Annotated in this window: 22 protein-coding genes and 2 tRNA genes; 7 read left to right on the forward strand and 17 right to left on the reverse strand. The window is 28.9% G+C overall.

Features of this window, described 5'->3' with window-relative positions; translation table 11 throughout:
* Nucleotides 1–168: 168 nt before the first annotated feature.
* A complete protein-coding gene (locus tag BD821_RS10590) occupies nucleotides 169–924 on the forward strand; it encodes a M15 family metallopeptidase (protein ID WP_104410450.1) in 756 nt (251 codons plus the stop codon).
* A gap of 769 nt (nucleotides 925–1,693) precedes the next feature.
* Here BD821_RS10590 and BD821_RS10595 read toward each other — a convergent pair.
* The 3 genes from BD821_RS10595 to fsa all read right to left on the reverse strand — a co-directional run bounded on the left by BD821_RS10595 (nucleotide 1,694) and on the right by fsa (nucleotide 3,480).
* Nucleotides 1,694–1,846 (reverse strand): YvrJ family protein, encoded by a 153-nt coding sequence (locus tag BD821_RS10595; protein ID WP_084170506.1) that lies wholly within the window; start codon nucleotides 1,844–1,846, stop codon nucleotides 1,694–1,696.
* 85 nt (nucleotides 1,847–1,931) lie between these two features.
* Nucleotides 1,932–2,474 (reverse strand): DUF1836 domain-containing protein, encoded by a 543-nt coding sequence (locus tag BD821_RS10600; protein ID WP_051652540.1) that lies wholly within the window; start codon nucleotides 2,472–2,474, stop codon nucleotides 1,932–1,934.
* A 364-nt stretch (nucleotides 2,475–2,838) separates the two neighbouring features.
* Complete coding sequence (gene fsa / locus BD821_RS10605) at nucleotides 2,839–3,480, reverse strand: fructose-6-phosphate aldolase (protein WP_104410451.1); 642 nt, start codon at nucleotides 3,478–3,480, stop codon at nucleotides 2,839–2,841.
* A gap of 638 nt (nucleotides 3,481–4,118) precedes the next feature.
* Between fsa and BD821_RS10610 the strand changes: the two genes are divergently transcribed.
* Entirely contained in the window at nucleotides 4,119–4,358 is a 240-nt protein-coding gene (locus BD821_RS10610; protein WP_029452123.1) for an AbrB/MazE/SpoVT family DNA-binding domain-containing protein, read from the forward strand.
* A gap of 319 nt (nucleotides 4,359–4,677) precedes the next feature.
* Here the strand turns inward: BD821_RS10610 and rsmI are convergent, their stop codons facing one another.
* The 5 genes from rsmI to BD821_RS10635 form a co-directional block, all read right to left on the reverse strand.
* A complete protein-coding gene (gene rsmI / locus BD821_RS10615; protein ID WP_104410452.1) occupies nucleotides 4,678–5,514 on the reverse strand; it encodes a 16S rRNA (cytidine(1402)-2'-O)-methyltransferase in 837 nt (278 codons plus the stop codon).
* Between the two features lie 53 nt (nucleotides 5,515–5,567).
* Nucleotides 5,568–6,338 carry a tRNA1(Val) (adenine(37)-N6)-methyltransferase gene (locus BD821_RS10620; protein ID WP_104410453.1) on the reverse strand — a complete coding sequence of 257 codons (771 nt, stop codon included), beginning with the start codon at nucleotides 6,336–6,338 and terminating at the stop codon, nucleotides 5,568–5,570.
* 195 nt (nucleotides 6,339–6,533) lie between these two features.
* Nucleotides 6,534–7,757 (reverse strand): C40 family peptidase, encoded by a 1,224-nt coding sequence (locus tag BD821_RS10625; RefSeq protein WP_104410454.1) that lies wholly within the window; start codon nucleotides 7,755–7,757, stop codon nucleotides 6,534–6,536.
* Between the two features lie 184 nt (nucleotides 7,758–7,941).
* On the reverse strand, nucleotides 7,942–8,130 hold the full coding sequence (locus BD821_RS10630; protein WP_029452119.1) for a hypothetical protein: 189 nt from the start codon (nucleotides 8,128–8,130) through the stop codon (nucleotides 7,942–7,944).
* A gap of 50 nt (nucleotides 8,131–8,180) precedes the next feature.
* On the reverse strand, nucleotides 8,181–8,393 hold the full coding sequence (locus BD821_RS10635; protein ID WP_104410455.1) for a hypothetical protein: 213 nt from the start codon (nucleotides 8,391–8,393) through the stop codon (nucleotides 8,181–8,183).
* A 152-nt stretch (nucleotides 8,394–8,545) separates the two neighbouring features.
* Between BD821_RS10635 and BD821_RS10640 the strand changes: the two genes are divergently transcribed.
* Nucleotides 8,546–9,880: a peptidoglycan bridge formation glycyltransferase FemA/FemB family protein gene (locus BD821_RS10640; protein WP_104410456.1), complete on the forward strand. Its 1,335-nt coding sequence runs from the start codon at nucleotides 8,546–8,548 to the stop codon at nucleotides 9,878–9,880.
* A 64-nt stretch (nucleotides 9,881–9,944) separates the two neighbouring features.
* On the opposite strand, the gene BD821_RS10645 is transcribed toward BD821_RS10640, so the two are convergent.
* On the reverse strand, nucleotides 9,945–10,244 hold the full coding sequence (locus tag BD821_RS10645) for a hypothetical protein (protein ID WP_029452115.1): 300 nt from the start codon (nucleotides 10,242–10,244) through the stop codon (nucleotides 9,945–9,947).
* Nucleotides 10,245–10,406: 162 nt separating this feature from the next.
* On the opposite strand from BD821_RS10645, the gene BD821_RS10650 reads away from it, so the two are divergent.
* A tRNA-Pro gene (locus BD821_RS10650) sits at nucleotides 10,407–10,482 on the forward strand.
* A 258-nt stretch (nucleotides 10,483–10,740) separates the two neighbouring features.
* On the forward strand, nucleotides 10,741–12,087 hold the full coding sequence (locus tag BD821_RS10655; RefSeq protein ID WP_104410457.1) for a [Fe-Fe] hydrogenase large subunit C-terminal domain-containing protein: 1,347 nt from the start codon (nucleotides 10,741–10,743) through the stop codon (nucleotides 12,085–12,087).
* Between the two features lie 114 nt (nucleotides 12,088–12,201).
* Here BD821_RS10655 and BD821_RS10660 read toward each other — a convergent pair whose 3' ends face one another.
* From BD821_RS10660 to BD821_RS10685, 6 genes are all read right to left on the reverse strand, one after another.
* Nucleotides 12,202–13,089 (reverse strand): LicD family protein, encoded by an 888-nt coding sequence (locus tag BD821_RS10660; protein WP_104410458.1) that lies wholly within the window; start codon nucleotides 13,087–13,089, stop codon nucleotides 12,202–12,204.
* Nucleotides 13,090–13,227: 138 nt separating this feature from the next.
* Nucleotides 13,228–14,337, reverse strand: coding sequence for a glycosyltransferase (locus BD821_RS10665; RefSeq protein WP_104410459.1), 1,110 nt, complete (start codon nucleotides 14,335–14,337; stop codon nucleotides 13,228–13,230).
* Between the two features lie 66 nt (nucleotides 14,338–14,403).
* The gene (locus BD821_RS10670; RefSeq protein ID WP_104410460.1) at nucleotides 14,404–15,255 is read right to left on the reverse strand and encodes a LicD family protein; all 852 of its coding nucleotides are present in this window, start codon (nucleotides 15,253–15,255) and stop codon (nucleotides 14,404–14,406) included.
* 82 nt (nucleotides 15,256–15,337) lie between these two features.
* Nucleotides 15,338–16,330, reverse strand: a complete 993-nt coding sequence (locus BD821_RS10675; RefSeq protein WP_104410461.1) for a LicD family protein — start codon at nucleotides 16,328–16,330, stop codon at nucleotides 15,338–15,340.
* Between the two features lie 56 nt (nucleotides 16,331–16,386).
* Nucleotides 16,387–17,475: a glycosyltransferase family 4 protein gene (locus tag BD821_RS10680; protein ID WP_104410462.1), complete on the reverse strand. Its 1,089-nt coding sequence runs from the start codon at nucleotides 17,473–17,475 to the stop codon at nucleotides 16,387–16,389.
* A 5-nt stretch (nucleotides 17,476–17,480) separates the two neighbouring features.
* On the reverse strand, nucleotides 17,481–18,830 hold the full coding sequence (locus tag BD821_RS10685) for an O-antigen ligase family protein (RefSeq protein WP_104410463.1): 1,350 nt from the start codon (nucleotides 18,828–18,830) through the stop codon (nucleotides 17,481–17,483).
* Nucleotides 18,831–19,148: 318 nt separating this feature from the next.
* On the opposite strand from BD821_RS10685, the gene BD821_RS10690 reads away from it, so the two are divergent.
* On the forward strand, nucleotides 19,149–19,973 hold the full coding sequence (locus tag BD821_RS10690) for a polysaccharide deacetylase family protein (RefSeq protein WP_169994125.1): 825 nt from the start codon (nucleotides 19,149–19,151) through the stop codon (nucleotides 19,971–19,973).
* A gap of 116 nt (nucleotides 19,974–20,089) precedes the next feature.
* On the opposite strand, the gene BD821_RS10695 is transcribed toward BD821_RS10690, so the two are convergent.
* Nucleotides 20,090–20,836 (reverse strand): peptidylprolyl isomerase, encoded by a 747-nt coding sequence (locus tag BD821_RS10695; RefSeq protein ID WP_104410465.1) that lies wholly within the window; start codon nucleotides 20,834–20,836, stop codon nucleotides 20,090–20,092.
* Between the two features lie 421 nt (nucleotides 20,837–21,257).
* On the opposite strand from BD821_RS10695, the gene BD821_RS10700 reads away from it, so the two are divergent.
* Complete coding sequence (locus BD821_RS10700; RefSeq protein WP_242971493.1) at nucleotides 21,258–21,899, forward strand: hypothetical protein; 642 nt, start codon at nucleotides 21,258–21,260, stop codon at nucleotides 21,897–21,899.
* Nucleotides 21,900–21,956: 57 nt separating this feature from the next.
* Here the strand turns inward: BD821_RS10700 and BD821_RS10705 are convergent.
* Nucleotides 21,957–22,032 (reverse strand) — tRNA-Phe (locus BD821_RS10705).
* Nucleotides 22,033–22,051 lie beyond the last annotated feature (19 nt).

Consider the following 22,051-nt stretch of genomic DNA (forward strand, 5'->3'; position numbering starts at 1 on the left):
GAACTCTAATGTTATTTATAATTATATCTTACATCTCTTTTAATGACTAATTCAAAATTAAAATTGTTAGTAATGATATATGATAGTATAATGGATTTATTGTGAATTTCGTGCAGCATATTGTCTTATACTAATACTATATTATAAATGTGAGGTTATAAAATTAAAATGAAACTTAAAAATACTTTTATTATAATTATTTTGTACTTAATATTAATCTTTTTAGGCTATGCCATAGGATATTCTTATAAAAATATAGATTCTATCCCTATTAAAAGTGAAGTAAGCACAAATAAAATAGATAGAACTTTAAAGGAACCTGAAATTAAAATTGTTACTGGGGACATTGATTACACAAAAGATCTTAGTGGACTAGTTCCTATAAATATAAGTGAATATGATTTTGTTTTAGATCTTAGATATGCTACAGACAATAATTTCACTGGTAAAAAGGTATATGATGCTTACGTTGCCGTACTCCAAAAGGATACTTTAAATAAACTTATAAGTGCTAATGAGGACTTTAAGGCTTTAGGTTATAGAATAAAGATTTGGGATGCTTATAGACCAGGGCAGGTCCAAGAATACTTTTGGAGTATAGTTCAAGATAGAAGATATATTGCAAGTCCTTACTATAATGGTTCTCGACATAATAGGGGTACTGCTGTGGATTTAACCTTAGTGGATAGCAAAGGTAAAGAGCTTGAAATGCCTACGGGTTTTGATGAGTTTAATACAACAGCCTACAGAAACGCCGTTATGACAAATAGCGCTAAAAAAAATGTAGATTTGTTGACAGAGGTAATGGTCAAAAATGGATTCTCTCCTATAGAAACTGAGTGGTGGCATTTTGATGATATCAATGCAGATAATTATCCTATACAAAACTATCCTCTTTCTAAATTTTTAGTAAATGTGAATTAATGATTAAATAATTTTACTTATATATTAATTAATTTGACATTAAAGATTAATTAATATATAATCTTATTATACCCCCTAGGGGTAGCGAAACAAATTTAATAATTCTTATATATTTTGGATAACCTTCATTTATTAATACACTATAAATTCATAAATATAAGGGAAACTAATAATATATATTTTATAAGGAGGCAATATAATGAAATTTAATATTGATGAAAACACATCTATTGCTCTAAAAAAATCTTTAGAGACTAAAAATAAAGATGCAGTAAGGGTAGTTATAAAAGGTTTTGGCTGAGGTGGCCCTAGTTTTGGAGTTGTTCTGGATGAACAACAATCAGAGGATGATATCTATGTTGAAAACGGAATAAAGGTTGTAGCAGATAAGGAATTTTCCTTCCTATTTGATGATGCTAAAATAGTTCACACTAAAGGAATCTTTGGAGATAACTTTAATATAGTAACAAAATCATCTGATGATGCTGGAAGCTCTTCTTGCAACTAAGCATAAATATATAATAATATACAAAAAGTCATGAGATCATTTATCTCATGACTTTTTTATTAATTAATTAATTATTTATCTATTTATCTATCTATTTATCTGACTATCTATTTATATATTTATCTATTTATTTATCTATCTGACTATACCTATATAACTACTTACCTACCTGACTATCTTTCTATATATCTGGCTACTTACCTATGGGACTATCTCTCCATATCTGACTACCTACCTACCTACATACTAGCATTCTACCATTCAAGAACTCTTAAAAAAGGTATTTAAAGCTGTGGATAAGGCATTTATGCTTGTAGTTAAGCTTTCTAGCTTTCCTTCGATCCTTATGAGTAAGTATAAAGATACCGCTATAGGAAATCCTACATTGCCTATAAGTGAAATAAAGCCTTCCATATTTATCATCTCCCCTCAATGACTAAATATGCAATTCTTTATGAAGTTCTACATTATATAATATGCCAGTAAAACAAGTTTCCAATTACTCGTGGTAATCTTCTATTATTCTTTGTACTATTTTTTTTATTACACTAGCTTGTGCTACTAGATTCATAACCATTATGAAGATCTTTATCCTGCCTTCATCACTGTCTTTTAAATTAAGTTCAGCTACTATACTGTTTAGTTTTTCTTCATTAAAAAATTTATGTTCTGTTAAAAATTCATTTACGCTTTCTTTTTGTATATCTGAAAAAATCTTGTATGCTTTTTCAAAGGATATTATATCATCTGATCTATCATTTATGTCGTTAAATGCTAATCTGAAAACCTTTCTTATTTCTTCTGTAGTAAGCACTGGTCTCATATAACTTAGTAATAAAAGTTGTGCTAGATGAAGCTTTGTATATCCTCTTTTTTTGCTATCTTCTGGCTTTGATATAGCCTCGCTTTTAATGTAGTTTTGAACTATATTATTTGTATATTTTTCTTCTACAAATTTATCATTTAAATAATCAATAACCTGTGATAAAAACAAATCATATTGAGGTAAATCTTCATAGGGTACTAAATTACTATTGGACATTTCTTCTGCTAATTCTAATATGTAATTTACATCAAATTTCTCATCACTCAATAATAAAACCTCCTTTTAATTAATAAATTGAAATTATAAAATATAAGTTACATTTTATAATCCAAACTTTATAAGTATTTTTAAAGTATAATAACATTATACGGTATTCATAAACCCTTTACAAGGTTTCATTATTGGTTATATTGAAATAATCTGTATTATTGTGTATTAATATAATTGATTATTTAAAACAAATAAAAGGATCAGAAAGCTTAATTAATTAGAATTCTGATCCTTTTATACTGCTATATTTGCATATTTCTATATTCTATTATACATCTTTATATTTCTATATTTCTATATTTATATTAGCTTATTTTGATGATTCATAGTCTTCTATGAATTTTTTAATTCCTGCATCTGTTAATGGGTGACTTATCATTTGAACTATCACTTTATATGGTATAGTTGCAATATCTGCACCTGCCTTTGCACATTCTAAAACATGCATTGGTGTTCTTACACTAGCTGCTATAATTTCTGTTTCTATTCCATAAATACTAAATACTTCTGCAATGTCTTGCACCACTGGAATACCACCGTTTCCTATATCATCAAGTCTTCCAACGAATGGGCTAACGTAGCTTGCTCCTGCCTTTGCAGCCAAAAGTGCTTGTTGCGCTGAAAATATTAAAGTTACATTAGTCTTGATTCCTTTTTTTGATAAAGCGCTTACAGCTTTTAGCCCTTCAGCACACATTGGGATCTTAATCACTATGTTTTTATGAAGTTTTATTAGTTCTTCAGCTTCTTCTATCATCTTAGTATGTTCTAAACTCATAACTTCTGCACTTATAGGTCCATCTACTATAGAGCAAATTTCCTCTATAACTTCTTTAATATTTCTTCCCTCTTTTGCAATTAAACTAGGATTAGTGGTAACACCATCTATAACTCCAAGTTCTGCTGCCTTTTTTATCTCTTCTATATTAGCAGTATCAATAAATATTTTCATAATAATTCCTCCTTTTATTTTGCACTTGCTTTGCAATAGTTTACATCTGAATATTTATAAAGTTACCCTTCATAATTTAAAATGGTTTTACTTGTTTTATATACTTGCAAAGCTTTACCTATAATGTATATAATTATATCATATAGCATCATAACTTTACAATTTTAAAACTTTATTAATTAATACTCATTTAAATTTTTTCTAAATATTATTTAATTAATTAATATGTTTTTTATATGTTATTCATAAATAAATCTTTAATGGGAATTTTATCAACATTTTTCTTTACCACTTTCTCCCTACTCCTGGTACTCTAATAAATAATTTGACAAAATATCCAGTGCAAAAAAGAACTTTATTATAATTTTTTGAAATATTTTTGTGAACTTTATTCTCATCCTTTTCATTGTATTCTTATTACATCCTTGTATACCAGGCCTTAAACTTATTGAAAATATTTATTATACTTTTATTAACATACTTGACATTTCAATAATATGGTAGTATATTAACATTTGAAACAAATCTTCTAGTTAATATTTCAATTAGAAAAACAGTATCTTAAAAGGTTGACTTTAAGTGGGATTTTTGTTATTATTTAAATGTAAATGTCGAAAGATGTAGAAGGAGGAAACATGATGAAATCAACAGGTGTTGTTAGAAGAGTAGATGAACTTGGTAGAATAGTAATTCCAATAGAACTAAGAAGAACTTTGGATATTGCTGAAAAGGATGCTTTAGAAATATATGTAGATGGCGAACAAATCATATTAAAGAAATATGAGCCAGCTTGTATTTTCTGCGGAGACGCTAGAGATGTAACAAACTATAAAGGAAAAAATATTTGTAAAAGCTGCATGGAAGAATTTAAGAAGTAGTATCTTTTAGATAAATACTTTCAAAATACTTTTAAATAAGTTTATTTAATATTTTAACTTTAGAGTTATTCTAACCTTAAATTACATGCGAATGTAATTTAAGGTACTTACAAAAATTAAACTGTTATCTTTAGGATACAGTTATTAATAAAACCAATAAGATATTGTAGTGGTGAAGTTAATTTTACTAAAACTAACTTCACCGCTACATGACTTATTGGTTTTTTTATCTAACATAAACTTATGATAAATATAGCTTTTGGCTTACATCCTAATCTTTTCCTTAAAATAGATAATAGTATCACTCACTTAATACTATTTACTCAATGCTGTGCTTATAAACCTCTGACTTTGGCATCTTTCTATCTTTTGCTACCATTTTAATTGCTTCCTTTTTTGATATACCACCAGCTATATATTTTTTTATATGCTCTTCAATAGTCATATCTATCCAAAGACTTTCTTTTTCCTCTGATATCTCTTCCTCACTTTTACCTGAGATTACAATTACATATTCTCCCCTGGGCTGAACTGTATCATAGTGAGAAATTATATCATCAATGCTTCCTCTTAAAATTTCTTCATATAATTTAGTAAGTTCCCTGCAGATTCCAATATTTCTATTTCCTAAATTTTCTCTTAAAAATCCAAGTGTATCCTTTAATCTATGTGGTGCCTCATATAATATAAGAGTTTCTGTCCTATCTTTTAAGTCTTCTATTATGGCTTTCCTATCCTTGTTTTCTCTTGGCAAAAACCCTCTAAATAAAAACTTAGTTGAGTCAAGTCCAGAATAAACCATAGCTGTAATAAGAGCTGTTGCTCCTGGAAGAACTTCTATTTCTATAGACCTTTCTATACACTTTTTGATTATAATACTTCCTGGGTCAGAGATGCCAGGGGTTCCAGCATCACTTACGATTGCTATATTTTCACCTTGTACTATCTTATTTAATAATTCTTCACTTTTAAATTGCTCATTATGCATATGATAACTTATAAGTGGCTTTTTAATATTAAAATGATTAAGTAACTTTAAGGTTTGTCTTGTATCTTCTGCTGCTATTATATCCACCATATTAAGAACTTCTAAGGCCCTTAATGTTATATCTTTTAAATTACCTATAGGTGTTGGTACTATATAAAGTTTTGCCATATTTTCCTCCTATTTCAACAACTTCTAATGACTTTAAATAACTTCAAATTATTTTAATCACCTTTAACCGTTATATCTTCGTTATAAATATTTTTTATTTCTTCGCTATACTCTCCATTTTCCTCGTAAATATACAGTGGTGGCTCAAATTTTAGGAAGGCTCCACCATCTCTTTGCCCTTCCACTAAAACTATGTTAGGTGCCTTTTTACTATTAGGATGCACAAGTCTTATAGTCTTAGGTTCTATTTTATGCTTTCTCATGGTACATAATATGTCTGCTAGCCTTTCTGGTCTATGTACCATGAACATACGACCATTATCCTTTAATAATATTCTAGAGGCTATTATAACATCTTCTAATGTACAAGCTATCTCATGCCTTGCAATAGCATCCTTATCACTTACATTTAAAATCCCTGATTTATAAACCTTGTAGGGAGGATTTACTGTTAATACATCTACCTTATCTAAGGTTTTTAAATACTTTAAATCTTTTAGATCTGCACATTTAAAATCTACTTTTTCTTTAAGATCATTTATTATTACAGACCTTTTTGCCATATCTACCATGTCATTTTGTATTTCCATGGCAGTTATTTTGAAAAATTCTTTTTTACCTGCTATTAAAAGTGGAACTATTCCAGTACCGGTGCAAAGATCCATTATATTACTGCTTCTTTTTGTTTTTGCAAAGTTTGCTAAAAGTACAGCATCTACGCCAAATCTAAACCCCTCTGTCTTTTGTATTATATGTATTCCTTTAAGCTGAAGATCATCTAAAGTTTCATCTTCTTTTATGTAGTTTTTATAATCTTCTATCATGATTTAAATCAACCCCTTATTATCACTATTAAATTTTATAGTATTAATATTTTAAACTTAACAAAAAAGCTCTCGGCAAACCCGAAAGCTTTTTAATGTATTATAAAAATATCCTAAATAAGCATGATAGCCCATTTTCCCCCTTGGACTATCATACTTTTAAAGTCTCTATATCTATTAATAATAAGCTACATACTATTTTAAAATTCTTCTAGCACTGCTAAATCCGTATATTCGGCCTACTTCTACATTTCTACCTGTACGTGGAGCATGAATCATCTGTCCTCCACCTACGTATATGCCAACATGTCCCACACCATTTGTGAATACTAAATCACCAGGTTGAAGGTCATTATAGGATACAGGAGTTCCACCACCTATTTGATCATAGGTAGTTCTTCCTATTCCGTATCCAAAAGCATTATAAACATATGAGGTAAATCCTGAGCAGTCAAATCCTGATGGTTTTGTACCACCATATACATAAGGTACTCCCATAAAGTTATAAGCATAATTTACTATGGAGTTACTTGATGCTGGTGCTGCATTACTTCCACCTCTTGATGGAACTATGCTTGAAGTTTTAGCTGCGGCTTCTTTATTCTTAATTATTTCTTTACCTTTTTCAATTAAATCAACAACTTCTTCGTCAATAACTACGATGGTTTTTCTAGTTTCTCTTAGTGCTGCTATGGCACTTTTTATATCATCTGATGAACTAGATGAATCTGTAATTATATTTTTTTGAAAAGCTATAATTTTTCTTTCTTTTTCTTTAAGATTAACTTTTATCTTGTCGCTTTCTTCTTTAGCCTTGTCTACTAATTTTTTTTGGTCTTGTTTTTTTATATTTACTTCTGATAATTGCTTTTCATTTTCTATCTTTAATTCATTTAAAGATTTAACTTCATTATCTAAAGCTTGTTTTTTATTATCAAGTTCTAATTTTGTATCATTAAGCTCTTCTATAATCTTTTTATCGAAATCCATTAATTTGCCTATTGCTTTAACCTTTGAAAAAAGATCTGACATACCTTCAGCTTTAATAATAAGCTCTAGGTATCCTGGTGATCCACTTTTATAAATTGCTCTCATTCTTGTGTCAAAGATTTCTTGCTTTTCTTTAAGCTCTTGTGTTGCCTTATCGATGTCTTTCTTTATTGTTTGTATGTCTTTTTCTTTTTGATTCATAGTAGCTTTGTTTTCATTTAGCTTGTCTTGAAGCCCACCAATTTGTGAATCTAGCTCTTGAAGCTCAGCTTCTAATCCATTTAACTTATCTTCTGCCTTCTCAAATTCTTGTTGTTCTTGCTTTATTTCTGCTTTTTCTGCATCCGTAATCGGAGCTGCAAACGCTTGTACACCAGAAGTCATGATAATCCCCATGGTCATAAAGACTGCTATTAATTTTTTATTCACTATTCCACCCCACTAAAATTTTATTTATACAGGGGTAGTCCCCCATTAGTGTTTCACATCACTGTGACTATTATATACTAAATAAAAACTTCAAACAATAGCAAACTTACTTTTTTACAGACTGTACATAAAGGCTCCTGTCTTGCACCTATTATGATTATATGACTATCTCTTTTTGTAGTATTTATAACCCTTTCCATAAATCACAAGTAGACATATTTAATGTGTTCATTTTATAGAACCCCTGTTTTTCGTTGCAATATCCACCATCGCTTAAAACCTCTATATATCTAGGATTTAAAGCTCTCTTTTTTTGAAAATGTTTACAAGACGCACAAATCTTTTCGTCATAAAAAAATTTACTCATTTTCATAAAATTCCTCCCTTTTTGATGACATCTACCAATAAACGGTAATAAAGCATTTATGAACTTTTAGTGAACATCGTTACTTCATTGTAACTTTTATCTTTTTTATACCCATTTTTCTTAAACTTACCAATATATCTTTCGTTATTATGATAATTTATAATATTTAGATCTTTATTTATTCTATGCTTTATACTGCACTTTATGTGCTTTATTATAATTATTAGCCATTTTCCTTCTTTATATTCACTACCCATATTTAATTTCATAAGTTACCTCTATGTTGAACATGTCTTTTTTACTTTGGCTAGTCTTGAAATAAGGCTTCTCTTAATATAAAATATAGTAAGGTAATTCACAAGTTATATATAAATTAAGAGTACAATAAGGATAAACATAGATGAAAAGGAGATTATATAGATTGTATAATTTTATAGAAGTTAAACCTAAAGACATTGACAACTTTAGCAAAGAACATTTGAAAGGTCACATATTCCAAACTTCCGGATGGGGTAATGTAAAAAAAGATTGGGTTCCTAAATATATAGCAGGATATGATTCTAATAATAATATGATTTTATCTTGTATGATGATTTTAAGGAAAATACCTAAAATGACTTATTACATAGGTTATATTCCTAGGGGCTTCGTTGCGGATTATAACAATAAAGATTTACTTATAGAATTCACAGAATATCTTCGTGAATTTTCAAAATCTAACAAAGTTGCTTTTATTACAATAGATCCTGATATACATTTAAAAGAGGATGAAAAACTAAATTATAATAGTGAGAAGATTTCAGGATTTTTACAAAGCATTGGATATAATCATAAAGACTCTGTAAACTTTGAAGGAATTCAGCCTAACTTTGTATTCAGGTTAGACCTTCCTACTTCTGAAGACAAGGAAGCTGCAAAAAAGAAGGTGTTTAAAAACTTTTCTAGTAAAACTAGATATAATATAAGAGTTGCTGAAGAGCGTGGACTCTCTTATGAAACTTATGATAAATCTAACATAACAGATGAAGTTCTTGAGGAATTTCATAAAATAATGGTGGTTACAGGGAAAAGAGATAACTTTATAACTAGAAATAAGGAATATTTTAAAGAAATGATAAATGACTTATTTCCTTTCTCTAGGTTATATATGATTAAGTATAGTTATGCAAAAGACCTTGAAAGGCTTACTGAGAAGCTTAAAAAACAGCAGGATGCAAATTCTAGAGCTGTTATAAAAATTGAAGAAATTAAAAAAGAGCTCTTAGGAGATATTACTGAAGATAAACTAGAAAAGCTTAATAAAAAGCTTCAAGATAATGAGAATAAACTAAAAGAGTCCGAAAGACAAATAGAAGGCTTTAAAAATAGAATGGAAGATATAAAGCCATATGAAGGCCAGGAGTTCTATATCTCTGGTGCTCTATACTTATATTATGGTGGCAAGGCCTGGTACCTTTACGGTGCCTCTGATGACGTTTTAAGAGATGCTATGCCAAACTTCCTTATGCAATACGCCATGATCAATGACAGTATAGACCTTGGCTGCTATTTATATGACTTTAGAGGAGTTTCTGGAGATTTAAACCCTGAAAACCCTTTGTATGGACTATATAAATTTAAAAAAGGCTTTAATGGAAAGTTTGTAGAGTTTATAGGTGAATTTGATTTGGTAATTAAAAAACCTATTTATAATGCCTTTAAATATGTATTCCCTAGATTTAAAGAAATAAGAAGTAAACTTCGAAATAAAAAGTAACCGTGAAATAATAAATAGACTATAACCTTAAATATCTATAAACAGAGCCTAATATAAGCTATGTTTATAGATATTTTTTTACCTTCATGGATTGCATTAAAGAAGCGCCTAGCATAACTCCTATGAACATTACTAATGTAATTTTACCCTCAGATGTAAAATTATCAACTACAGCAACTATTAACCCTAGACTTCCTATAATAATATTATATTTTGCATTAAATCTTATATATCCTTCTTTATCCCTAATATTTTTTGTAGAACTTATCATCTTTTCTCGAAATTTCTTATTAGATAAAACAATTATTCCAAAGATTATAAAGAAGATACTGGTTACAAACATAACTACTGTTGTGGCTTTCATAAACATTCCTCATTTCTAATAATATACTAATACTATTTCCAAAATTCTTCTATAAGAAAACTCCATTTAAACTTAAGACTTATTTTATAATTATATCACACACCAATGTTATTAATATACATTGACTTATAAAAGACATTGTACTATAATAAGTTTTGTTAGCGGGGTGTAGCGCAGATGGGAGCGCGCGTGGTTTGGGACCATGAGGTCGCAGGTTCAATCCCTGTCACCCCGACCAAAAAAAGAGATATAGTTTTCTATATCTCTTTTTTTGATGTTATTTTTTATGATACCATGTTTATATAGGTTTTATTTTAAATCTTATGGAAAGTTGTAATTATTATAAATTCCCTATTTTTCTTCGTGAATATTTATGAAAATGTTACATATAAAATTATGTCATATAATCGCAAGTATTGGTATAATATTCATATGTTAATGACAAACTCTTATAATAGGACCTATAGTAAGCCTTTACTATGGAAGGAGGATTTTTATGAATAAAAAGTATAATGATATATTTAAGCTCTTGGTTTCAAGTTATTATAATGACACCTTTGATACGCAGGTAGAAAGCCTACTTAAAGATGAGGCAACTAATAAAGAAACCTTGGGTAAAGTAATTTCCACCTTATGTGGCGTGGACATTGATTATGGTGATGACTTTATAATTAGTTTAAGAAAAGCAATTACTGCTTATCAATCAAAAAATAGAGTAGTAGAAAAATTAAAGGATTGTGATATGAGTTGTTCTAAAGATGGTAAAACTACTGTCTGTCAAAGTGTCTGTCCTTTTAATGCTATATTGGTGGACCCAATTAAAAAAACAACTTACATAGATATGGAAGCTTGCGCTGATTGTGGGCTTTGTGTTGAGGCCTGTGATAGTGGTAACCTTGTAGATAGGGTGGAATTTTTACCTGTACTAGACTTACTTAAATCTGATAAACCTGTAATCGCAGCTGTAGCTCCTGCAATTTCTGGTCAATTTGGTGCAGATGTTACCATGGATCAGTTAAGAGCTGCCTTTATAAAATTAGGATTTAAAGATATGGTAGAGGTAGCATTCTTTGCTGATATGCTAACCTTAAAAGAAGCCGTAGAATTTGATCACCTTGTAAAAACTAAGGAAGACCTTATGATTACTTCTTGTTGTTGTCCTATGTGGGTAGGCATGCTAAAAAGGGTTTATTCGGACCTTGTTAAATATGTGTCCCCTTCTGTGTCACCTATGATAGCTTCTGGCAGGGTTTTAAAAGCTTTAAACAAAGATTGCAAGGTTGTATTTGTAGGACCTTGTATAGCTAAAAAAGCTGAGGCTAAAGAAAAGGATCTTGCGGGAGACATCGATTATGTTTTAACCTTCCATGAGCTTCGTGATATATTTGAAGCATTAGATATAAATCCTTCAACTCTTACTGGTGTTCCTTCTATGGAATATGCATCTAAGGGAGGAAGATTATATGCAAGAACTGGTGGGGTATCAAAGGCAGTATCCGATGCACTTGAAGATATGTATCCTGAAAAACATAAGTTATTAAACCCAATTCAAGCAAATGGTGTTAAGGAATGTAAGGTTGTGCTAGAACAAGTTAAAAACGGAACTCTTAAAGCTAACTTTATAGAAGGCATGGGCTGCGTTGGAGGTTGTGTTGGTGGTCCTAAAGCACTAATACCTAAGGAAGATGGTAAAAGGTTTGTAGATGACTTTGCTATAGCTTCCACCATAAAGGTAGCCACTCATAGCGAAATAATGGATGATATCCTTGGTAGAATAAATATAACCTCTAGAAAAGACTTCACAGATGAAAAGAAAATAGAAATCTTTGAAAGACATTTTTAACCTTTAATCTAGTAATATAAAAGGCTTACAGTTATAAATTAAACTGTAAGCTTTTTATTATCTCTTTTTATTGTTTTGCTGAAATATATCTGTTTTTGTTTCATCTTTAATTTCTTATTTTAATCCTATAAAGGTTGAATGCATTTCTCGTTCCTCTTCTTTTGGAAGGCTCATGTAATCTCCATAAGTTCTCGTAAGCAAAGAATTGAAATCCTTTGGTCCCCAAAACTTTTCACCTTCAAATTCCATAAGTGTTAGTGGGAAAATTTCCTCTTCACTAAACTCATTTGGCCATGTAAGATCTACTCCATAATAAAAATTAGGTGATTTTGATCTCTTGCTCCACTTTAGTGTAGAATACAATATTTTTCTAACTGTCCTATAAGGTATAAGTTTACCTATAAGTTGAAGAAAGGACCTTGTTATAGACTTTATATTTATACCATCTTCAAAGCTAATATCCATTTTCATATTAATTAAAAGCTTGGATAAACCTTTTTGGATTCCATGCTTTAATCTTGTATCTGGAACCCTATCTAGAGGAAATATGTCAATATATATACCATTATGGTAGGTTTTTTCTTCCTCACCTTTTTCGATAAGCACACTACTGTTATGTCTTATCTTCATAGGTATATTGTACAAATCATAATTTGGATCTGTATCTACTGTCTGTAAAAAAAGCTCCTTTGGTAGCTCATCTTTTGCTACTTCTTTAAATATTTCATAATCATTTCTAGGCATTGCTATATCCAAATCGTCATCCCAAGGTATGAATCCCTTATGCCTTACTGCACCTAAAAGTGTTCCATCTGTAATAAAATATGTTAGACCATACTTTTCAGATAGTTTGTGTACTTCTTTTAGTATATTTAGCATTATACCTTGAGCTTCCTTTAAGGAGCAAGCTGTAGCTATAGTGTTAATATTATTTTCTTTAACTCTACTGCATAAATGATCATCTACATCATCTAGGGCACTTAATTCATCTTTTATCGACATTATTTATCTTCTCTCCATTACAATTATAATTAATCTAGGTTTAACATTTATATTATATAAATCTAGATTATTTAAATATTATTTTTTCTTGAACATTGTTTTTTATAAACTCTATTATACTATATTCTCTAAATTCTATTATACTATATTTTTATAAATATTTTGAAGATTGTTCATATATATATCTATATTATAGTTTTCAAACAAATATTTATATGCATTTTCCACCATTATATTTCTTTCATCTTTTAAGTAATACATTTTCGTCATTGCTTCATAAAGACTTTTTTCATCTCTTGTTTTTAGTATTATGCCATTATAATTATCCTTAATAAGATTTTTCACACCTGCAACCGGGGTTGAAATCACTGGTATTTTCATTGCCATAGCTTCTAATACAGCCATAGGTAGTCCCTCTAGCTTTGAGGGTAATATAAATGTATCAAACATATTAAGATAGCTGTATACATCCTTTTGGTATCCTTCAAATAATACCTTTTTCTCTAGTCCATAATCTTTGACCATTGCCTCTAATCTTTCTCTCTCAGACCCATCTCCTACTATTACAAGCATACTTTCTGGTATCTTTTTAGATATCTCATTAAAACTATTTATCAAAAGGTCTACCCCTTTTATATCTAAAAGTCTTCCAAGAAAACCAAATACATAGGTATCATTTTTAATATTAAGCTTATGCCTCATTTCTTCCTTTGGAATTATGGATTTGCCCTTAAGTTCATTAAAATTAAAAGAATTATTTAATACCTTAATCTTATCTTTTGAAATCTTTTTATTATATTTTAGGTAGTGTTCTTTTACCATATCCGAACAGGCAATGGACAATTTGTAGCTACCCCTATAAAATGCGTCTATATACTTTAATGGGGACATGCCTTCAAGCCAAGGATAAGAACTATGCATATGTGATATAACTGGTATATTAAGGCCTTTAGATGCTATCCTAGCTGCTATTGATGCTTTAACGTCATGAGCATGCAAGATATCTATTGAACTTTCTTTTAAATAAGCTTTAAGTTTTTTTATTTCTCTAGGATTTAACGAACTAAGATCTGCCACGTAAGTTTTAATTCCTGCATTTTCGTATAAATCTTTAAGGTCTCCGCCTTTGCAAAGAGCAAAGGGCAAAAATCTTTCTTTATCTAAATTACTTTCAATATCTAAAACTACCTTTTCAGCACCACTTAATTTATCTGTAGTAACTACATGCATGACTTTTAACTTTTCCATAGCACCCTCACCTTCTATTTAAATAAACTTTAAGATGCCTACATAATATAAGCACCTTAATTTATCTTACTCTTTAATTATTAGCTCTAAGTTATGCGGTATTCTTTCATTTTCAGGAGGTAACTCCATGTAATTTCCAAAAAGTTTAGTAAGATAGGCATCATAATTACCTGGTGCATAAAATATGCCATCTTCAAATTGAATTTCTGTTAATGGAAATATATTTTTCTTTTCAGTATAAAAATTCCAATAGGCAACTTCCATTGAATACCCTATAATATCATTGTCTGTGCCCTTAGATTTTTCTATATACTTATCTCTTTTATTATATATATAGTCAAAAACTTTTTTCTTTTCCATGAATGTAAATGGGAATAATACAACCTTTGCAAAAAACTTTATAATATTTTTTATAAATATCTTTTTACTTTTAACCTTTTCGAAGGGCTCTTTTACTAAAATTAATGTTCTATAAGTAGAATTAAACTTTTTCTTATACTTTAGATACTTATCTGTGTCAGTGTAATCATCCATTGGGAATATATCAATAAACAAGCCATTATGATAATTTCCTATCTTATATTCTACAATTTCACTATTATTATCCCTAACCTTAGTCCATAGCATGTCATATTCTAAATCTGAATAATTAGTTTGTAAAAATAAGTGTTTAGGTAGCTTTTCCTTAGCTATAAGCTTAAATCTTTCATAGTCAGCTCTTGGCATTACAATATCTATATCATCATCCCAGGGTATGAAACCTTTATGCCTTGCCGCCCCTAAAAGAGTTCCCGAATCTAACCAATAGCTTATATGATTTTCCCTACACATTTTATCTACATCTTTTAATATTTCTAGCATCCTTCTTTGAGCCTTTTGCAAATTACTGTCCTTAGTATTATCAGCCTTATTATCCATTTTTACACCTCATAATCTTAAAAATATAGATTTAAACTTCTATCCAATATTTATTTTAAGAGTTTTATATTTCTTAGAACTTTTAATAATGAAATCCTCTATTAAGTTCTTCCTCTTCTTCTTTTGTTAATACAGATTTTAAACTAAGGTTGTGGTAGACCTGCTTGTCTACCTTTGGTATTTGCATATAAGTATTTCCATAAGATTCAATAAGCACAGCTTCTGTATTATTAGGTACGCTAAACTCGCCATCTTCAAACTTTAACTTTTTAGTAACCGGCATAATATCTTCTGCTTTAACCATTGGATCCCAATTTAAAACCTCGGTACCATAACCATAATTAGTCTTAGGATTAGTTTTCATACTTTCTATTCTTTTATCTTTAGATTTTAAATTCATCTCATATATTTTATTATAATCAAATATAGCAAATACAAAAAACACTATTTTTAAAAGAATCTTAATTATATTTTTAGGAAAATTCATTCCCTTAAAAAATGGCTTTTTTAAGGGGGCATTTATAGCTTGTACTTTTATATATAAAAGCCTGTGTATCTTCTCATAAAAAACTCTCTTAAAAAAGTTATCTGAATAAGAATCCATTGGGAAAATATCGATATAAAAGCCTTGATGATATTTAGCATCTTCTGATAAAACTATCTTACTTTTTCTATCCTTTATTTGAGTCCATGTATTTCCTGCAAATTCTGTAGTATCTAGGTTTTGTACATATAGATCATCTGGAAGTTCCTCTTTTGCAATTTTTAAGAACTTCTCGTAGTCTTCCCTTGGCATAGCTATATCTATATCATCATCCCAGGGTATAAAACCCTTATGTCTAAATGCTCCAAGTAATGTGCCTGAATCTAGCCAATAAGTCAGTGAATTTTCATCACAAATATAGGCTACTATTTTTAATATTCTAAGAAGGATTAGCTGACATTGTCTAAGCTCAGTCTCCTCTAAATTTTCTAATCTTTTATCTGGAAACAATTCATCGAAATCAACCTTATGCTGGGTTTTTATACCTTCTTCAATATTTTCTTTAAGTTTTTCCTTATATACTAATTCCATATATATACCCTCTTTATATTTATTAGTTTAATATTATATATAATATAACCTATAAACTACAATTTCATAAACAAATTATAATAATCTTCTTTAATCTTATCCCAATGAAATAACTCTCTGGCCTTTTCGTAGCCCTTTTGATTTATATCATCATATCTTAAGCTATCTAATATTAATAAAGACAAATCATCTTTATTCTTATTATAAAATCCAACTTCATCCTGGTTAAAATATTTTGCAATAGGAAGACTTGATGATATTATAACATGTTTTTTATGAAGTAGTGACTCTACTATAGACATACCAAAAGTTTCAAACTCACTTATTTGAATAAATACATCCATTTCCTCATAAATATTATTGATCATATTAGTATCTACATATCCTGTAAACACTATGTGGGCATAATTTTTATATTTTTCCATTATGCTTATAGAATACTCACTATCCTTTTCTCCTGTTACTAACAAACAAGAGTTTTCATAAAGCTCTTTATTATTTATAAAGCTTTCTAAAATTGTATCTATGTTTTTTATCTTCCTTACTCCTACAGTAAATAATATGTTTTTATCTGCTTCAATATTATAAAGACTTCTTATATCTATCTTTTCTTTTATGGGTATTATGCTTACCCCATTATTTATAACTTCAATATTTTCTTCTAAAAGCGAAGGATAATACTTTAACACTTCTAATTTTAAGTCTTTGGAAACAGCTATTATTTTATCACATCTTTTTAAGAAAACTCTTTCAATAAAAACATGCCTTTCCTTAAAGGATCCATTTATAACTTTTTCTTTTTTAACCAGTCCATGCATTGTATAAACTATCTTAACCTTGTGCTTGAACTTAAGGTAGGTAGCGTATAGTGCAATGGATGAATGATACCTTGCAATATAGATGATCTTTATATCTTTATCATTTATATAAGAAGAGATGTGCTTTAAATCTCCTCTTGCTTCTTTTTCATTTACATTTTCAAATTCTACCTTTTCACCTGGTGATTCATTTGTCTGTAATCCATAAAAATAAAAGTTTTCTTTATCTTTAGAAAGTCTATTATAAAGAATATTTCCTATTTTTTGAGGCGCTGAGGTTATATCTTCTTCATTATCCCATCTTACCCCTATAAATAATACATTCATTAACTTCACCTCTGTCTTTTTGTTAAAAGGGTGCTTCCATAGCCCAATACAAAGTTAGTTATTATAGACATAAATCCTATTTCCCCAATATATACCTCTTCCATTTGCATATACATAAATATTACAGCTAATAAAATAATTATAATGGAAGATTCCATGTCTATTTCTCTACGTTTTATCATATTAATAGTAAGTTTTAGCGGTATAGCAAAATACATTGCTAAAAATAGTACAAGTCCAAGCATCCCATTAGATGCAAAATATCTAACTAAAGTGTTATGGTAACTTATTCTATCTACCCCTTCACTTCTTTCACTTATAACATTAACTACATCTATTCTATCCAAAATATTATATTTTAATCCATCTCCAAAATAAATGTATTCTGTGTAATTATCACCTACAGCCTTCCATATAATATTTCTATTATTGAATCCCTTGCTGTTTTTTTCTTTTAGCATATCATCTGCTGTTCTTTCTTCTGAAACATAATCTTTATTAAGCAACCTATTTATGTATCCTCTATATTCTGGAAGCTTTATAATAGAAAACATTATTAAGTTACATACTATAAGTAGTATAACATTATTTTTAGAAAATATTTTAACTAATAATTCTTTCTTTTTAACCAAAAGGAGAATAAAAATGAATACAAAATATGCAATTAAAGCTACAATACTTGTTCTAGCTACTGTTAAATAAATCATGTACATTTGAAATATTAATAAAAAAGCTGTATATTTATTGCTCTTTTTATTTAATCCTTCTATGAATAAATTAAAGCCACATATAATTGATATAAAAAGATAGGTTCCAAATCCATTTACGTTTCCATACATAGCCGCTGGATTATAAGAAGGCCAATCACTTATAACTACTCCAAAAATCTTGTTAGATAAAGTTATGAATTGATATAGTCCTACCAATGAATGGAATACACCTAGTATGAATATAAATTTTGATATATTATGTATTAAAATCTTTTTATTTTCTTTTGTTATATTATCAATGTAAATTTCAGTTAAAATTATATAAAATATAATCATAAACCAAATTTTGAATGTATATAATAAAGAGCCTCTTCCCTGATAATTATATAAGTAACTTATGCTAACCCATACAGAATATAAAATGAGAAGTATATTATATTTATTAGTTACTAGCTTTTTTATATCTATATTCCCTCTAAAATCTTTTAGGATTAAAAATGCATAGGTAAATGATAATACGAAAAACCCTATCCAAAAAGCTTTCATTCCTACATAATCTAATGAATACCATCCTGTGGTTGATACAAATAATATAATTATGGGTATAAGTGTCTCTATATACGAATTTTTATTTTTACTGGTCAATCCAGCACCTCCTAGTTATATGAAAGTTTATATTCCAATTTATAATCCTATCACGATAGTTAATTTTGTGCAATAAATAGAGTATATAAATAATTAAATTTACTGTCAAGTAATAAAACTTTTATTGGATATTATACCTATTAATGCGGCCATAATCCACTAATCCGTTTCACATTTTTAATATATTTTATACAAACGTTACTAATTTGTAATTTTTCTCATGTTATTTTAGGTTTATAATAGTAAAGGGTATTTACTTAGTTTTATTTTGAATTATAATATTCATTTATGATTTCCTCACTTATTGGAGGTGTTAATGTGGAAACTAAAAATAGCACAAAGTCTTCTCATCATAAAATTTTGCTATTAATAACCTTTTCTCTTATATTTGTTTCAATTATATCCTTTACGTTTTATCAAAAATTTGAAGATAAAATACCTGTTTTGATGTATCATTCTGTTCAAGAAACTAAGGTTTCTGAAATAACTATAAGTAAAAAATATTTTGTAAAACAACTAAAGTATTTAAAAGCTAACGGTTTTAAAACTTTAACTTTAGATGAGCTATACGACCATCTAAATACTGGAAAAAAGATTCCTAGAAAAAGCGTAGTATTAACCTTTGATGATGGGTACAAAGATAATTACACCATAGTATATCCTCTACTAAAGCAGTATGGATTTAAAGCTACTGTTTTTGTACAAACTGATAAAACAGATAAAGATGATTATTTTTTAACCTCTTCCCAGATTAAAGAGTTAAGTGAAAATGGAGTGGAAATAGGATCACATACCGTAACCCATAGGGACCTTTCTACTTTATCTAACGAGGATCAAGAAAAAGAGTTATCAGACTCAAAGATTGTTCTAGAAAAAATATTAGGTAAACCTGTTAACTACATAGCTTATCCTTACGGTTCTTGTAATGATGAGTCAAAAAAGATAGCCAAGAACTTAGGTTATAAGGGAGCTATAGGCATCTTAGACCAATATACTAGTGAGGATACTGATGTGTTTGAAATCAGTAGGAGAGCAGTTATTGAAGATATGGACAACTTTCTTGGTAAAGTTGAAAAAAATAATTATTATATGGGAAAGTATAAATTTAGAAAGCTTAGAAGAATAATATTATCTAAATTTTAATTTCTATTAAAGACCTTACAGATTATATTTAAATACTTAACCAAAAAAAGTGCCTTTATATAAAGACACTTTTTATTTTTTTAATTGTTTTTGTTACTTATCTTCGTTTCTTTTAATTATTTCTCATATTCTACATTATATTTTACTTTTAATTCTTCTGTCATGTCCATATATTTTTTGTTTTGTTTTTCTTGAAGAAGATTATCTTTTATAACATCTTTAACTTCTTCTAATGATTTAACTTTAGGGTCTGACTTTTCTTCAGTTTTTATAATGTGGTATCCAAATTGAGTTTGTACAGGCTCACTTACTTCTCCAACATTTAACTTAAATGCTGCTTCTTCAAATTCAGGAACCATTTTCCCTCTTGTAAAGCTTCCAAGATCTCCACCGTTTTGGCTAGATGGACAAGATGAGTATTTTCTTGCAGCGTCTTCAAAACTTAATCCTTCTGCCATTTCTTTTTCTATTTCCTTAGCTTTTTCTAAAGATTCTACTAAAATATGTTTAGCACTTACTGATTCTTCTTCTTTAAACATATTATTATTTTCAGCATAAAATGATGCTATTTCTTCATCTGTAATAGGCATTTCAGCTAAAACTCTAGCTATAGTAAATTGAGTTAATAACTCTTTTTCCATCTTCTTTGCATGCTCTACAAATTCCTTATCATTATCAAATCCTAATTCTTTTCCATGCTTATACATAAGTTCAAAAGAAATTATTTGCTCTAATAATTGTTTTCTTCCAATCTCTGAATCTATGTAAGCTTGCCTTTCTTGTGGAAATCTCTTCATTGTTTCTTCTACATCATTTTGAGTAATGCTTATTTCCCCAACTCTAGCTAAAACTTTATTCTCCATAATAACTCTCCTTAAAATAAGATTATTTCGCCTTAAATTGTTGCGATACTACTATATTACCATAAAGGCTGTAGTGTTTTAAAGAAGAATCAGAAAGAATACGTAAAACATGTATAGACCTTAGTTTTATGTAATTCCACTAAATTCTATTTAATTCTATTTAATTCTATTTAATTACATTTTTATATTAAACCTATGTACATCCTTCTAATTAGATGTAGTAATTCCCTATTGTCCTACACAACCTCATAGGAACATTGTATCTATTATGTACATAGTTTTATACTTAATACGTGAAAGTTTTACTTTCAACTAAGGGGTGATTAATATTACAAGCGGTATATATGTAGATTTAGATAAAACTACCCCTAGGTACGGATGTACCTATTGCAACAGGTGTAATAGTCTTTTTGGTGTTAGCTTGTGCAAAATTAAGAACAGAGGATGTTGTTTTTATTTTCCTAAATTTTATTTAGTAGATCTTCACAATATGTGCAAGAGCATAGATGGACTACAAACATTACATAGTATAGTAAATAATCCTGGTACCGTACTCCATGAATACTACATTCATGCTAAGGGATACTTTGATAAGGAAGGCTATGAAAACTACATGTCTAATAACCATTTTGATATTGATTCCTATTCAAATAACAATTTTAAAATGGTTATCAATGAAGCTAATTTATCTAATGAGTTAACGAAGATTAAAGATAAGACTATGTTTTTTAGATGTTGTCCTTTTGTTAAAGAAGGATATGGTTGTACTATACCAGCAAAATATAGGACATATGTATGTAACTTCTTTTTATGTAATGAGGTAATTGACTCTATAAAAGAATTGGATAATTACGATGTTTACGTAAGAGAAAGAGAACGATATATGCGATGGTTAGACTTTGAAAATCAAAACTTAGAGCATATACTAAGAGAAAATCATCTGAGCCTTTCAAGTAATCTAGAGGGTGTTATTAAGGCACTACAAGAATTACCTAAAGAAGACTATGAATTTCCTAAGTTGCCTCCAATAATAACCAGTGATAACTTACCTAAAAATGCTTAATTTAATATAAATATTATGCAAATATAAAAAGCCTAGTATTAACTAGGCTTTTTATGATGGTGGCTAGACCAGGAATCGAACCAGGGACACGAGGATTTTCAGTCCTCTGCTCTACCGACTGAGCTATCCAGCCAAAGTTTTCACCCGGCGAC

Source organism: Clostridium algidicarnis DSM 15099, assembly GCF_002934235.1.
Taxonomy (GTDB): Bacteria; Bacillota; Clostridia; order Clostridiales; family Clostridiaceae; genus Clostridium_L; species Clostridium_L algidicarnis.